Annotated in this window: 13 protein-coding genes and 1 tRNA gene; 7 read left to right on the top strand and 7 right to left on the bottom strand. The window is 60.4% G+C overall.

The window, feature by feature from the left end; genetic code table 11:
• Both ACR0JC_RS14080 and ACR0JC_RS14085 read right to left on the bottom strand, forming a co-directional pair.
• Positions 1-77, bottom strand: a tRNA-Pro gene (locus ACR0JC_RS14080).
• 105 nt (positions 78-182) lie between these two features.
• Entirely contained in the window at positions 183-1,295 is a 1,113-nt protein-coding gene (locus tag ACR0JC_RS14085) for a THUMP domain-containing class I SAM-dependent RNA methyltransferase (RefSeq protein WP_170341426.1), read from the bottom strand.
• A 298-nt stretch (positions 1,296-1,593) separates the two neighbouring features.
• On the opposite strand from ACR0JC_RS14085, the gene ACR0JC_RS14090 reads away from it, so the two are divergent.
• From ACR0JC_RS14090 to nqrF, 6 genes are read left to right on the top strand one after another with little or no spacing between them, the layout of a single operon-like run.
• Positions 1,594-2,937 (top strand): Na(+)-translocating NADH-quinone reductase subunit A, encoded by a 1,344-nt coding sequence (locus ACR0JC_RS14090; protein ID WP_170341428.1) that lies wholly within the window; start codon positions 1,594-1,596, stop codon positions 2,935-2,937.
• A 5-nt stretch (positions 2,938-2,942) separates the two neighbouring features.
• Positions 2,943-4,151, top strand: a complete 1,209-nt coding sequence (locus ACR0JC_RS14095) for an NADH:ubiquinone reductase (Na(+)-transporting) subunit B (protein ID WP_093963368.1) — start codon at positions 2,943-2,945, stop codon at positions 4,149-4,151.
• Positions 4,144-4,959: a Na(+)-translocating NADH-quinone reductase subunit C gene (locus ACR0JC_RS14100; RefSeq protein WP_170341429.1), complete on the top strand. Its 816-nt coding sequence runs from the start codon at positions 4,144-4,146 to the stop codon at positions 4,957-4,959. The genes ACR0JC_RS14095 and ACR0JC_RS14100 overlap by 8 nt, the downstream gene beginning before the upstream one ends.
• A complete protein-coding gene (locus ACR0JC_RS14105) occupies positions 4,959-5,612 on the top strand; it encodes an NADH:ubiquinone reductase (Na(+)-transporting) subunit D (protein ID WP_170341437.1) in 654 nt (217 codons plus the stop codon). Before ACR0JC_RS14100 ends, ACR0JC_RS14105 begins: the two co-directional genes overlap by 1 nt.
• Positions 5,612-6,220, top strand: a complete 609-nt coding sequence (gene nqrE, locus ACR0JC_RS14110) for an NADH:ubiquinone reductase (Na(+)-transporting) subunit E (protein WP_480763976.1) — start codon at positions 5,612-5,614, stop codon at positions 6,218-6,220. The genes ACR0JC_RS14105 and nqrE overlap by 1 nt, the downstream gene beginning before the upstream one ends.
• A 12-nt stretch (positions 6,221-6,232) precedes the next feature.
• Positions 6,233-7,453 carry an NADH:ubiquinone reductase (Na(+)-transporting) subunit F gene (nqrF, locus tag ACR0JC_RS14115; RefSeq protein ID WP_170341458.1) on the top strand — a complete coding sequence of 407 codons (1,221 nt, stop codon included), beginning with the start codon at positions 6,233-6,235 and terminating at the stop codon, positions 7,451-7,453.
• A gap of 465 nt (positions 7,454-7,918) precedes the next feature.
• Here the strand turns inward: nqrF and tviB are convergent, their stop codons facing one another.
• From tviB to ACR0JC_RS14140, 5 genes are all read right to left on the bottom strand, one after another.
• Positions 7,919-9,202, bottom strand: a complete 1,284-nt coding sequence (tviB, locus tag ACR0JC_RS14120) for a Vi polysaccharide biosynthesis UDP-N-acetylglucosamine C-6 dehydrogenase TviB (RefSeq protein ID WP_170341460.1) — start codon at positions 9,200-9,202, stop codon at positions 7,919-7,921.
• A gap of 22 nt (positions 9,203-9,224) precedes the next feature.
• A complete protein-coding gene (locus tag ACR0JC_RS14125; RefSeq protein ID WP_170341462.1) occupies positions 9,225-10,238 on the bottom strand; it encodes a GDP-mannose 4,6-dehydratase in 1,014 nt (337 codons plus the stop codon).
• Between the two features lie 87 nt (positions 10,239-10,325).
• A complete protein-coding gene (locus ACR0JC_RS14130; RefSeq protein ID WP_480763977.1) occupies positions 10,326-10,916 on the bottom strand; it encodes a hypothetical protein in 591 nt (196 codons plus the stop codon).
• A gap of 294 nt (positions 10,917-11,210) precedes the next feature.
• A complete protein-coding gene (locus ACR0JC_RS14135) occupies positions 11,211-11,354 on the bottom strand; it encodes a hypothetical protein (protein ID WP_170509862.1) in 144 nt (47 codons plus the stop codon).
• Between the two features lie 81 nt (positions 11,355-11,435).
• On the bottom strand, positions 11,436-11,690 hold the full coding sequence (locus tag ACR0JC_RS14140; RefSeq protein WP_480763978.1) for a hypothetical protein: 255 nt from the start codon (positions 11,688-11,690) through the stop codon (positions 11,436-11,438).
• A 378-nt stretch (positions 11,691-12,068) separates the two neighbouring features.
• On the opposite strand from ACR0JC_RS14140, the gene ACR0JC_RS14145 reads away from it, so the two are divergent.
• Positions 12,069-12,869 (top strand): metallophosphoesterase family protein, encoded by an 801-nt coding sequence (locus ACR0JC_RS14145; protein ID WP_170341470.1) that lies wholly within the window; start codon positions 12,069-12,071, stop codon positions 12,867-12,869.
• Positions 12,870-12,959 lie beyond the last annotated feature (90 nt).

The raw sequence follows: 12,959 nt of genomic DNA on the forward strand, positions 1-12,959 counted from the left end.
TGGTCGGAGTGAGAGGATTCGAACCTCCGACCCCTGCCTCCCGAAGACAGTGCTCTACCAGGCTGAGCTACACTCCGACCGTGGCGCGTGATCTATACCCAGTGGATTTGATGCGCAAGAGGGATTCTGTGTGCTTTTTGTCCGAACTGACTCTGCCGCTTGGACCCGCAGGAATTGGCCGGTCAGGGCAGGGCCTCGGTTTGATAGAGGCGGATCTTCGTGCCGCCATGATCGACGATCGGACCCGGCGGGAGCAACGGCAGGCGGGTGGCGCGCGCCAGAGACTGGTTGCTGGTGACGACGCCGACACGCCAGCCTGAAAACCTGGACAACATCACTTTGCCAAAGCTGCCATACAGCGACCGCAGGCGTTTTTCGTCGCCGATGCGTGCCCCATACGGTGGGTTGACGACTACCAGGCCCGGCCCGCCCATGGGCGGTTTCAGGTCAGCGACTGCGCGTTTTTGGAATTGCGTCGCGCCGTCCACCCCGGCGCGGCAGGCATTTGCCTGCGCGGCCGCGATCGCCCCGTCATTCCGGTCCGAGCCATAAAACGCGGTATCTGTCTGCGTCGCGACCCAGTCGGCGCGGAGTTCTGCCCATGCCTTGGGGTCGAATCCGGCAAAGTCCTGAAAGGCAAAGGCTCTGTCGCGGCCGGGCGGCAGGCCCAGAGCGATCTGGGCGGCTTCGATCACGAAAGTGCCTGAGCCGCACATCGGGTCCAGCACCGGCTCAGATCCGTCAAAACCGCAATTGCGCAGAAACATCGCCGCCATCGTTTCGCGCATGGGGGCCTTGGCCACCGCTTCCTTGTGCCCGCGCTTGTGCAGCGCCTCTCCGGAACTGTCGAGGGAAAGTGTGCAGATGTCTTTCTCGATTCGCAGCAGAACACGGACCGTCGCCTCGGACGAGATCGGAGCCCCCAACGTGTCAGAGATTGCGCCTTCAATCCGTTGCCGTGCGGCGCCGGCATGATAGATGCGGGATTTTCGGCTAGTGGCCTCAACCCGAACCGGGACATCGGGTTTCAGAAAATCTCCCCACGGAAACTTTCGTGCCCGCTTGTCCAGCTGAGCCAGATGCACAGCCGGGAACGAACCCACCCGAACCAACACCTTGTTGGCCCCGCGCAACTGGAGATTGGCACGCCATACCTCGCGCAGGTTGCCATTAACCGTGACACCTCCGGGGGCGAGCCGGGCCTCTGCGAATCCGGCCTCCTGCGCTTCGGCGAGGAGGGGAGCCTCCAGACCGGGTGTCGCGACCAGAAAAATCTCAAGATCGGTATTTTCCATTCCGGCTGCTTATATCAGCAGGACCATCCGTGCGACACGAAATTTCCTACCAAGTTTTTGGTACTCCGCCAGTGGTTTCGGGTAAAAATAGCTACACGGCGCGCGATTTGGGCGGTAACAGGTTTGCGTTTGGCCGCTTCGCCGCGTAAAGGGGCCGTAATCAGAGAGACGCCCGCGGATTTCGGCCGGTCCTCGTCGTTTTTATGACGGGCTTGACGAAACTCCGCGCTATTCAGTGCCCAAAGCAAAGGGCCCTGTATGACGGGCGCAAGAAAAAGGCTTGGAAGAACGTAGCGACATGCAAACTTTCAAACTGAAAAAGGGACTGGACCTTCCGATTGAGGGATCGCCTGAACAGGTCATTCAGCCTGGGCCAGCATATTCTTCGGTTGGCGTGCTGGGTGGAGACTATATCGGTCTCAAACCGCGGATGCTGGTGCAGGAAGGCGACCTCGTCCAGCGCGGCACGCCGCTGTTCTGCCACAAGGACGCACCCGAGGCGATGATGGTGGCGCCGCTGACCGGCAAGGTCGTGGCCATCAACCGCGGCGCGCGGCGCGTGTTGCAGAGCGTCGTCATCGAAGTGTCGGACCCCAACGACCCCGGTGTCGATTTCTCGGGCGTGGGCGATGCCGAGACCGCGCAGGGCCTCACCGCCAAACTGTGCGCCGCCGGCCTGTGGACCGCGTTCCGCACGCGGCCCTATTCCAAGATGCCGCAGCCGGGCACCCAGCCCGCCGCGGTTTTCGTCACCGCCATGGACAGCGAGCCGCTGGCCGCCGATGTCGCGCTGATCATCAATGACGCGGCCGAGGCCTTTGCCGCCGGTCTGGCCGCCGTGGCCAAGCTGACCGAAGGCAAGACCTATCTATGCCAGAAGGATGGCGACACGATCCCCGGCACTGATCTGCCGGGCGTCGAGGCCGCGGCCTTCAGCGGCCCCCATCCTGCGGGATTGGCCGGGACACATATCCATTTCCTCGAACCCGTGACCGCCGAGAAAACCGTCTGGACCGTCGGCTATCAGGACGTGATTGCCATCGGGCGGCTGCTGCAGTCGGGCCATCTGGACCCGAACGTGGTGGTTGCTCTGACCGGTCCCGGCGCGCGTCAACCGCGTCTGATCCGCACCGTCATGGGCGCCTCGACCGAGGATCTGACCCGTGACGAGATCAATGTTGATGGCGAAGCACGGGTCATTTCGGGTTCGGTCCTTTCGGGTCGTCAAGCCACCGGGCCGTTCGCCTATCTGGGACGCTTCGCGCGCCAGATCTGCATCATCCGCGAGGATCACGACCAGATCCCGATGGGTTGGATCCGTCCGATGCCGTCGAAATACGCGGTGCAGCCGGTTCTGGGTTCGGCATTTGCCAAAAAGCTGTTCGCCTTCACGTCGAACCTGAACGGCGGTCGCCGCGCCATGGTGCCCACCGGCACCTTCGAAGAGCTCATGCCGCAGGATTATCTGCCGACGCAACTGCTGCGGGCGCTATTGGTGATGGATACCGACACGGCGCAGGCCCTGGGCGCGCTGGAGCTGGACGAAGAGGATTTGGGCCTTGTGGGCTTTGCCTGTCCGGCCAAGTATGAATACGGGCTGGCGCTGCGCGACTGCCTGACCAAGATTGAAAAGGAGGGCTGATCCACATGGGTTTGCGCAGCTTCTTTGACCGGATCGAGCCGAACTTCACCAAGGGCGGCAAGTACGAGAAGTTCTTCCCCATCTATGAGATGGTGGAAAGCTTCATCTACACTCCGAAAACCGTAACATCCGTTGCGCCGCACGCGCGGTCCTACGTGGATATGAAGCGGATCATGACCTATGTCGTGATCGCCACCATCCCCTGCATCCTATGGGGCATGTACAATACCGGGTTCCAGGCCAACTCGGCCATCGCGACGCTGGGCCCGGAGTCGGCAACCGGTTGGCGCATCGCCATCCTGCAGGCCCTGGGCATTTCTCTGGATCCCTCCAGCATCTTTGCCAACGTGATGCACGGGCTGATGTATTTTCTGCCGATCTATATCGTGACCCTGGTCGCGGGCGGCACCTTCGAGGTGATCTTTGCCACCGTGCGCGGGCATGAAGTGAACGAGGGCTTTCTCGTCACCTCGATGCTTTACACGCTGATCATGCCGGCCACCGCGCCGTTGTGGCAGGTGGCGCTGGGGATCATCTTTGGTGTGGTCATCGGCAAGGAAGTGTTCGGGGGCACCGGCAAGAACTTCCTCAACCCCGCGCTGGTGGGGCGCGCCTTCCTGTATTTCGCCTATCCCGCATCCATGTCGGGTGACGCGGTCTGGACCCCGGTTGACGGTTTTTCCGGCGCGACGGCGCTGGCGGTATCGGCCGCTGACGGCTACCAGGCTCTGGCGGCCGAGGGCATCACATGGTGGAACGCCTTCTTCGGCTCGATCCAGGGCAGCTTTGGTGAGACATCGACCCTGGCCTGCATAGTCGGGCTGGCCTTCCTGCTGATGACCAAGATTGCCAACTACCGCCTGATCGTGGGCTGTCTGGCAGGGACCATCGGCTTTACCCTGCTGCTGAACCTGATCGGATCGGACACCAACCCGATGTTCGCGATGCCTTGGTACTGGCACGTCGTACTGGGCGGTTATGCGTTCGGTCTGGCCTTCATGGTGACCGAGCCGGTTTCGGCCAGCCATACCAATATGGGCCGCTATATATATGGCGCGCTGATCGGGGTCATGGTCGTGATGATCCGGGTGGTGAACCCGGCCTTCCCCGAAGGCATGATGCTGGCCATCCTGTTCGGCAACGTCTTTGCGCCGCTGATCGACCATTTCGTCGTTCAGGCAAACATCAAACGGAGGGCGCGTCGCCATGTCTGATACGCAATCCCCTGAACCCAAAGGCGCCATCGCCCGGTTCCTGGCGGCCTCGCCGGACTCGGTTGGCAAGACGATCTTCATCGCGGTCGCCGTGTGCCTGGTCGCTTCGATGATCGTGTCGGCCGCGGCGGTCAGCCTGCGCCCGGTGCAAGAGGCCAACAAGCTCAAGGACAAGCAGATCAACGTTCTGCAGGTCGCGGGCGTCTATGAGGCGGGCATCGACGTGGCCGAGGCTTTTGCCGCTTTCGAACCGCATGTGCTGGAACTGGCGACGGGTGAATTCGTCGACGACCAGTTCGACCCAGCCACGTTCGACGATATTGCCGCCGCCAGTGACCCCGAGTTGAGCGAGCCGCTTGCCGACGACCCTGCCGGCATCGGCCGCAAGGCGAAATACCGCGTGATCTACCTGCTGCGCGACGAAAACGGCGCGTTGGACAAGGTGATCCTGCCGGTCCACGGCTATGGGCTGTGGTCTACGCTCTATGGCTTCATCGCGCTCGAAGCGAATGGCAACGACATCTTCGGGCTGCAATTCTATCAGCACGGGGAAACGCCGGGCTTGGGGGCCGAGGTGGACAACCCGCGCTGGAAAGCCCTCTGGAGCGGCAAGAAGCTGCGTGACGATGCGGGTGATCTGCAGATCACGGTTGCCAAAACCATGCCCGCCGCAGGGCCCGACTTCTACATCGATGCGCTGGCTGGCGCGACCCTGACGACGGTCGGCGTCGACAACCTGGTGAAATTCTGGATGGGGGACGCGGGCTATGCTCCGTTCCTGGCCAAGCTGCAAGCAGGAGAGATCTGATGTCACAGACCAAGAAAGATCTGCTGGTCGACCCGCTTGTCGACAACAACCCGATCACGTTGCAGGTGCTGGGCATCTGCTCGGCGCTGGCGGTAACTTCGTCGCTGCAAGTGGCCTTCGTGATGTCGCTGGCGGTGATGTTCGTGACGGCGTTTTCGTCCTTTTTCATCTCATGCCTGCGCAACCAGATCCCCGGCTCGATCCGGATTATCGTTCAGATGGTCATCATCGCGTCGCTGGTGATCCTGGTCGACCAGATCCTCAAGGCCTATGCCTTCGAGATCTCAAAGACGCTGTCGGTCTTCGTGGGCCTCATCATCACCAACTGCATCGTGATGGGTCGAGCCGAGGCCTTTGCCATGAAGAACCCGCCCGTGGCGTCCTTCATCGACGGCTTGGGCAACGGCATGGGTTATGGCCTGATCCTGATGCTGGTCGGCGTCGTCCGCGAGCTGTTCGGCTCGGGCTCTCTGTTCGGGGTGACCATCCTGGAAACCGTGAACAATGGCGGCTGGTACGTGCCCAACGGCTTGCTGCTGCTGCCGCCGTCGGCCTTTTTCATCATCGGCCTGATCATCTGGGCCTTCCGCACGTGGAAGCCGAACCAGGTCGAGGAACGTGAATACAAGATCCAGCAGGTAGAGGCGCACTGATGGAAGGTCTCATCTCACTGGCCGTAAAGGCCATCTTCGTCGAAAACCTCGCGCTCAGCTTTTTCCTGGGCATGTGTACCTTCATCGCCGTGTCGAAAAAAATCTCAACGGCGCTGGGGCTCGGGATCTCGGTCATGGTCGTGCAGGCCATCACCGTTCCGGCCAACAACCTGTTGCTGAACTACCTGCTCAAGCCGGGTGCGCTGGCGTGGGCCGGGTTCCCGGATGTGGACCTGACCTTTCTCGGCCTGATTTCATATATCGGCGTGATCGCGGCGATGGTGCAGATCCTCGAGATGGTTTTGGACAAGTATTTCCCGCCGCTTTACAACGCGCTGGGTATCTTCCTGCCGCTGATCACGGTGAACTGCGCCATCCTGGGCGGCTCGCTGTTCATGGTCGAGCGCGACTACAACTTTGCCGAGGCCGCAACCTATGGCCTGTCCTCCGGCTTTGGTTGGGCGCTGGCGATCACCGCCATGGCGGGCGTGCGCGAAAAACTGAAATATTCCGACATTCCGGACGGACTGCAGGGCCTCGGCATCACCTTCGTCACCGCAGGTCTGATGGCGATGGCCTTCATGTCCTTCTCGGGCGTCAAACTGTAAAGGGGCAGGGGCATGGAAACTTTCTCGCTCGGCGTTGTCCTTTTCACCCTGATCGTTCTGGCTCTGGTCGCGCTTATCATGGCGGCCCGGTCTCGGCTGGTTTCATCGGGCAACGTCAACATCACCATCAACGGTGAGAAAACCATCTCGGTTCCTGCCGGCGGCAAGCTGCTGCAGACGCTGGCAGCCGAAAAGCTGTTCGTTCCGTCGGCTTGCGGCGGGGGCGGTACCTGCGCGCAGTGCCGGGTGCGAGTGCTGGAGGGCGGCGGGTCGATCCTGCCAACCGAAGAAAGCCACATCACCAAGCGCGAGGCCACCTGCGGTGACCGTCTGTCGTGCCAGGTGGCCGTCAAGCAGGACATGAAGATCGAAGTTCCCGAAGAGGTCTTTGGCGTCAAGAAATGGGAATGCACCGTCCGGTCGAATGACAACGTGGCGACCTTCATCAAGGAACTGGTGCTGGAACTTCCCGAAGGCGAGGATGTGAATTTCCGCGCGGGCGGGTACATCCAGATCGCCGCCCCGGCGCACAAGGTCGACTACAGCGATTTCGACGTCGCCGAGGAATACCGTGAGGATTGGGACAAGTTCAACCTGTGGCAGTACAAATCCACGGTTACCGAACCGATCGAGCGCGCCTATTCGATGGCCAACTACCCCAACGAAAAAGGCATCATCATGCTCAACGTGCGGATCGCCTCGCCCCCGCCGGGGTCCGAAGGCATTCCGCCCGGGCAGATGTCGTCCTACATCTTCAACCTGAAGCCGGGTGACAAGGTTACGATCTCGGGTCCGTTCGGCGAGTTCTTCGCGCGCGACACCGACAAGGAGATGGTGTTCGTCGGTGGTGGCGCAGGTATGGCCCCGATGCGCAGCCACATCTTCGACCAGCTCAAGCGTCTGAACACCAAACGCAAGATCACCTTCTGGTATGGTGCGCGGTCGCGCCGCGAGATGTTCTATGTTGAAGATTTCGACCAGCTGGCCGCCGAGAACGAAAATTTCGAGTGGCACGTTGCTTTGTCCGACCCGCAACCGGGCGACGATTGGGATGGCTACACAGGGTTCATCCACAACGTTCTGTTCGAGGAATACCTCAAGAACCACCCGGCGCCCGAAGACTGCGAATTCTACATGTGCGGTCCGCCAATCATGAACCAGTCAGTCATCAACATGCTGCTGGATCTGGGTGTTGATCGCGAAGACATCATGCTGGACGACTTTGGCGGTTAAGAAAAAAACCGGCGCTAAATTGCGCCGGTTTCATTTTGTAGCATCAAGACCCAAAACGCCGCGTATTGCCGTTGGTGGTTCAACGCGGTTGCTCCGCATGCAGCGTTCTACCAACGCCAACGTCCGGTCGGCTCGACGTCGATGCCAAAGACCCCGTAGCCGGGGAAAACGCCGCCCTTGGCGGCTATCCAAAAATCCCAGCCAGATCACGTATCGCAACAGGAAATAGGCTCCGGCCCTGAGCCCACCCGACGAGAACGTGCTGCATTCCCCATCGCAATCAGCGCGGTGGTCGCTGCGCCATTCAGCGTGGACACAAAAGCAAGGACGCAGAGCACAGCGGTCCAAGCACCAGCACGCCAGTCAGAAGACTGAACAGGCCGGCGGCAACCCACAGGGCCTGGGACCTTGCGGACAGTGGTTTCACAGTCAGAAAATGTCTCTCATTTCAGTGTGCTGCGCGGGTCAGAGCCGCAGATCACTGACGCGGCGCGGCAGGCAGGATTTGACGTCGAACAGGACATTCCGGGCCTTTCCGAACGCTCGGATTTCGGCCGGATCCATCGCAAGATATGCGTCATGGGCAACGGCAAGGACGATACCGTCATAGGTGCCGGGCTTGGGCTGCTCCAGCAGGTCGATCCCATACTCGTCACGTGCGGCTTGCGGGTCGGCATGGGGATCGTGAACGTCCACGGTCACGCCGTAGCTCTGCAACTCGTGAACGATGTCCACGACCCGGGTGTTTCGCAGATCAGGGCAGTTTTCCTTGAAGGTCAGCCCCATGACCAGGACCCGGGCGTCCGTCATCTCGATCCGCTCGCGGATCATCCGCTTGACCAACTGGGACACGACATATGCGCCCATTCCATCGTTCAGGCGCCGCCCCGCCAGAATGACCTGAGGATGATGGCCAACGGCCTCGGCCTTGTGGGTCAGGTAGTATGGGTCGACCCCGATGCAATGCCCACCGACAAGGCCGGGGCGGAAGGGCAGGAAATTCCATTTGGTGCCCGCCGCCCGCAGCACCGCATCGGTGTCGATGCCGAGGCGCCCGAAGATCATGGCAAGTTCGTTCACCAGGGCGATATTCAGATCGCGCTGTGTGTTCTCGATCACCTTCGCAGCCTCGGCCACGCGGATGCTTTCGGCCTTGTGCGTCCCCGCCGTGATGATCCGCGCATAAAGCGCGTCCACCAGATCGGCGGCCATAGGCGTCGATCCGGACGTGACCTTGCAGATATCGGCGATGCGATGCGCCTTGTCGCCGGGATTGATCCTTTCGGGACTGTACCCGGCAAAGAAATCCACGTTGAAACGCAAGCCGGATTCCCGCTCCAGGATCGGGACGCAGTCTTCCTCGGTCGCGCCGGGGTAGACGGTTGATTCATAGATGACCAGATCACCAGGCTTCAACACCCGTCCAACCGTTTCTGAGGCGCGCAGCAACGGTGCAAGGTCTGGCTGTTTTTGTGCCGTGATCGGTGTGGGCACCGTTACGATATACGTGTTACAGTCAGCCAGATCGGCGGGGTCAGTGGTAAACCTAAGACCCCCGGCGGCGGACAGCTCGTCTTCGCTGACCTCATGCGTGGCGTCTTTGCCCTGTCGCAACGCGTCGATGCGCGTGGGATTGATGTCAAAGCCCAGAACCGGTCCGATCTTGCCAAAGGCGGCGGCCAGCGGCAGGCCGACATAGCCCAAACCGATCACGGCGATCCGACGGGAATTGGGGTTCGTTTCAAGCATACGTCAGGTCCGGGTCACTATATCATTTGCCGTGGTATTCGCGGAACCATTCGACGAACTGAGCGATTCCATCCTTGAAATCGGTCTGCGGACGATACCCGGTCAGGCGTTGCAGCAGGTCGGTATTGGCCCATGTCGCCGGAACATCACCCATCTGCATGGGCATGTAATTCCGGATCGCCTTCTTGCCCACGGCTTCCTCGATTGCTTCGACGAAATCCATCAGACGCACCTTGTCACCATTCCCGATGTTGACCACACGATAGGGCGCGACCGGCGACAGGCTGTCACCCTCCTCGATATCCCCGGGGCTGTCCGGACGCACGGGGACCGCATCGATCAACAACCGGATCCCGCGCACCAGGTCGTTCACATTGGTGAAGTCGCGATACATTTCGCCGTGATTGTAGATGTCGATCGGGCGCCCATCCAGAATTGCATCGACAAATTTGTATAGGGCCAGGTCTGGACGGCCCCAGGTGCCGTATACGGTGAAGAACCGGAACATGGTCGTGGGCAGATCCCAGAGATGGGCATAGGAATGTCCCATCGCTTCGTTCGCCTTCTTGGTGGCAGAATAGATCGTCAATTGGGTGTCGGCCTTTTCCACCTCGGTAAAGGGCATGTCTTCGTTTGCCCCATAAACCGAAGAGGTAGATGCCATGAGCAGGTGACCGACCTTGTGCTGACGGGCCACCTCCATCACGTTGAACGTACCCACAACGTTTGAATCGATATAGCTGCGCGGGTGTTCAAGGCTGTAACGCACACCCGCCTGGGCGGCGAGGTGAACGATAACCTCGGGCTGGAATTCGTCTGCAACCTGCATGAGGCGTTCGTAGTTTTCCAACAGATCCTCGGTTGCCGAGAAGCCGGGCGTCTGCAAGAGCATCTGATGGCGGCGCTGTTTGAGTGTGACGTCGTAGTAATCCGTCATCCCGTCATAGCCATGGACCTGAAATCCTTCGGACAACAGCAGCTTGGCCAGGTGGAACCCGATGAAGCCCGCAGTGCCCGTAATCAATACCCGTTGCATGAAACCCTCGAACGCAAATCAACAATCCCGACCATCAGGGACCCTTTCGACCCGCCAAGGTCAAGGGGATTATCGGCCGGTGGGGCCTCATATCCGATGCAGGGCGGGGCGCGTCAACCATTTGCCGCGTCCAACCACGCATTGACCAGCGAGGGTAGAAACTGATCCAGCGCCCGACCCCAGGTCGTGATCGGCTGCTCCTGGATGAAAACAATATCGTAGGGCCGCAGTTCCATACGGGCCGCGATCGAAAATGCCGCGCTGTACGGCACCCAGTTGGCTGCGAACCGTGAAATTTCCGCGTGACTCCGTCAGTTCGGCGCGGCGCAGACCGACCTCCTGTTCAAGTTCGGCCAAGGCAGCCCCCTTAGCCTGACGGTTCAGGCTGATGATGTCGATCTGATCGCGATAAAACGCAAGAGTCCGGTCCAGGTCATAGCTGGTATCGGCAAACACCGCGTCTCCGCTCAAAAGAACCAGTTGCCGGAACTCCGGTCGGGCCTGATAGCCGCGCAACGGAATCCGATACAAATCCCAACTGCGGTAGAAGCGGATCGCGCCCAGCTCTCGATCCCAGATCGTCAGGCCTCCGGCCGCGGCAATCGCCTGACCGAGTGTCAATGAAGCGACGGTCAGCGGGACCACGATCGGCGTCGAGGATCGAGATCGTGCCGTCATCGCGCAAGGTGAAGGCATCCGGCTGAGCGCCCGCGCCAGCAAGTTCGGCAACCCGTGCGGGGCGTATGATCGCCACCACATCACCCGGTCCCAGGTGGAAAGGTGGAGCCTTCACACGCGGAGGCGCGCGCGACTCAAGGGGCTCGGGGGTGAAATCCGGAACGGAAGGACCATCCGGCAGCGCAACCAATCGAGAGTGGGCCGGCCCGGTGCCTGCGGTTTCATAGAAGGACTGCGGGAGGCTGCGTGGCCGATAGGGTGTCGTCCCGTTTTCCATGAGCACCGTCTGAGCCGTCAAAGGTACTTCTCGCAGAGCGACGCTGTCCAGTTGGTTGGAGATGCGCGAAAGCTGGGTTGGTATTCGCCGTCCAGATAGCTGTGCAGGCGGATATGGCGCGCCGAGTCGTCCCCGGCCTGCATGGCGCGTGTTCCACTCACAACCGCCGACATCAAGTCCGCGCCCAATCCCCGGCTTGAGACCAAAACTCCATCCAGAAAGGAAAGCGACACACCGTCCGTTTACTTCCCGGTTTGAACGTCACCGTTGCCACCGAACAGGGCCATCGTTGCGCTGACCGACAATTTGGGCAGCTCGGCCAGCAATGAGGACTGGCCCTGACGATCCAGCATCGCGCGCGTCAAAACCGAACGCGGGTCATCACCATCCGGGGTGCAGACCGTCAGAACCTGCACAAGGGCGATAGTCCGCGTCATCGCCAGAACCGACCTCAATTGCACGCACATCGTGCCCGCGCGGCCCTCGGAGCGTGTCAAACAGACGCTCGCCAGCTTTCATCTGCAATGCAAAAGACCGTCCCGTTTGAACCGTGTGACTCAAAGCCGCTTCCAATTCAGCGACGGCATCGTCAGCGGTGATTTCAAACCGGATCGATGCACCACCCACGTTTCTGAGAAGAATATCTTGGTCCGCGGCCGCATCGTGGCGGTTTTCGACAGACCACTGCGCGGCCGGTTTGTAAGTCATCGAATGCATGGAAAGCTCCTGTTGTTTTTCGGCGGCCACTCTAGTGCCGAGGACCCTTGCGTTGCGCGCCCGCCTCAATAACCTGTTGTTCACAACTACGGCAGTCGCGTCAGCCGGCCGTGTCCGCCATTGCTGCCTGGGCCACAGCGCGATAGGGAACAGGTCTGATGATAGGATCGTGGATCAAAAAACTCAGGCGAGGCACGAACGAGCCTGAGCAGGAATCGCTGCTGGAGACCCTGGCACCCGATCGGCGGTTCTATGTCGTTGGTGACATTCACGGACGGCTGGACCTGTTGCAGCAACTGCTGACCCGTCTCGATCCGGACATTCCTCTGGTATTTGTTGGGGACTATGTCGACCGTGGAGATTACAGTGCTCAGGTTTTGCATCACCTGCGGCATCTTTCGGAAAACGGCGAGCGTGAAGTGATTTGTCTGCTGGGCAATCATGAAGAGATGCTGCTTCGATTTATCGAGGAACCCAAGCGGACCAGTCGCTTGTGGCTGGGAAACGGTGGGCTTCAGACACTCGCGTCGTTCGGCCTGACGGGAATAACCGAAACGACATTGGGCGAAGATGCCGTCCAAATCTCGCATCATATGCGGTCTGTGATCGGCGACCCGGTTCTGACTTGGCTCGAAAACCGGCCACTGACCTGGTCAAGCGGGAATGTCTCGATCGTCCACGCGGCCCTAGATCCCGCCTTGCCAATCGATGTCCAACCGCGCCATGTCTGTTTATGGGGGCACCCCAATTTCCCGTCCACCGCTCGAACGGATGGCCAATGGGTCGTGCACGGGCATACCATCGTCCCAGATCCAAAGGTCAGTGGCCGGGTGATTTCGATCGATACCGGCGCGTTTGCGACCGGTCGGCTCACAGCGGCAGACATCAGCCCGGGCATCGTCAATTTCGTATCAACGGCCCCCGAGAATGAAGCCTCGGACACCGCCGGTCGGGCATGACGGCCATAGTCAAATGATGATCTCGAAATACTCTATTAACATTAGCTCGGTATTTACCATTCCGCAGCGAAACTCCCGCTGAGCCTACGA

This window comes from Ruegeria sp. CH5 (assembly GCF_056537025.1).

What these genes read in the sequence shown, in the direction of transcription:
- ACR0JC_RS14145 (WP_170341470.1), top strand. Translation starts at nt 12,069, where the DNA reads ATGATAGGATCGTGGATCAAAAAACTCAGGCGAGGCACGAACGAGCCT.
- ACR0JC_RS14130 (WP_480763977.1), bottom strand. Translation starts at nt 10,916, where the DNA reads ATGACGGCACGATCTCGATCCTCGACGCCGATCGTGGTCCCGCTGACC.
- ACR0JC_RS14105 (WP_170341437.1), top strand. Translation starts at nt 4,959, where the DNA reads ATGTCACAGACCAAGAAAGATCTGCTGGTCGACCCGCTTGTCGACAAC.
- tviB (WP_170341460.1), bottom strand. Translation starts at nt 9,202, where the DNA reads ATGCTTGAAACGAACCCCAATTCCCGTCGGATCGCCGTGATCGGTTTG.
- ACR0JC_RS14125 (WP_170341462.1), bottom strand. Translation starts at nt 10,238, where the DNA reads ATGCAACGGGTATTGATTACGGGCACTGCGGGCTTCATCGGGTTCCAC.
- ACR0JC_RS14090 (WP_170341428.1), top strand. Translation starts at nt 1,594, where the DNA reads ATGCAAACTTTCAAACTGAAAAAGGGACTGGACCTTCCGATTGAGGGA.
- ACR0JC_RS14100 (WP_170341429.1), top strand. Translation starts at nt 4,144, where the DNA reads ATGTCTGATACGCAATCCCCTGAACCCAAAGGCGCCATCGCCCGGTTC.
- nqrE (WP_480763976.1), top strand. Translation starts at nt 5,612, where the DNA reads ATGGAAGGTCTCATCTCACTGGCCGTAAAGGCCATCTTCGTCGAAAAC.
- ACR0JC_RS14095 (WP_093963368.1), top strand. Translation starts at nt 2,943, where the DNA reads ATGGGTTTGCGCAGCTTCTTTGACCGGATCGAGCCGAACTTCACCAAG.
- nqrF (WP_170341458.1), top strand. Translation starts at nt 6,233, where the DNA reads ATGGAAACTTTCTCGCTCGGCGTTGTCCTTTTCACCCTGATCGTTCTG.
- ACR0JC_RS14085 (WP_170341426.1), bottom strand. Translation starts at nt 1,295, where the DNA reads ATGGAAAATACCGATCTTGAGATTTTTCTGGTCGCGACACCCGGTCTG.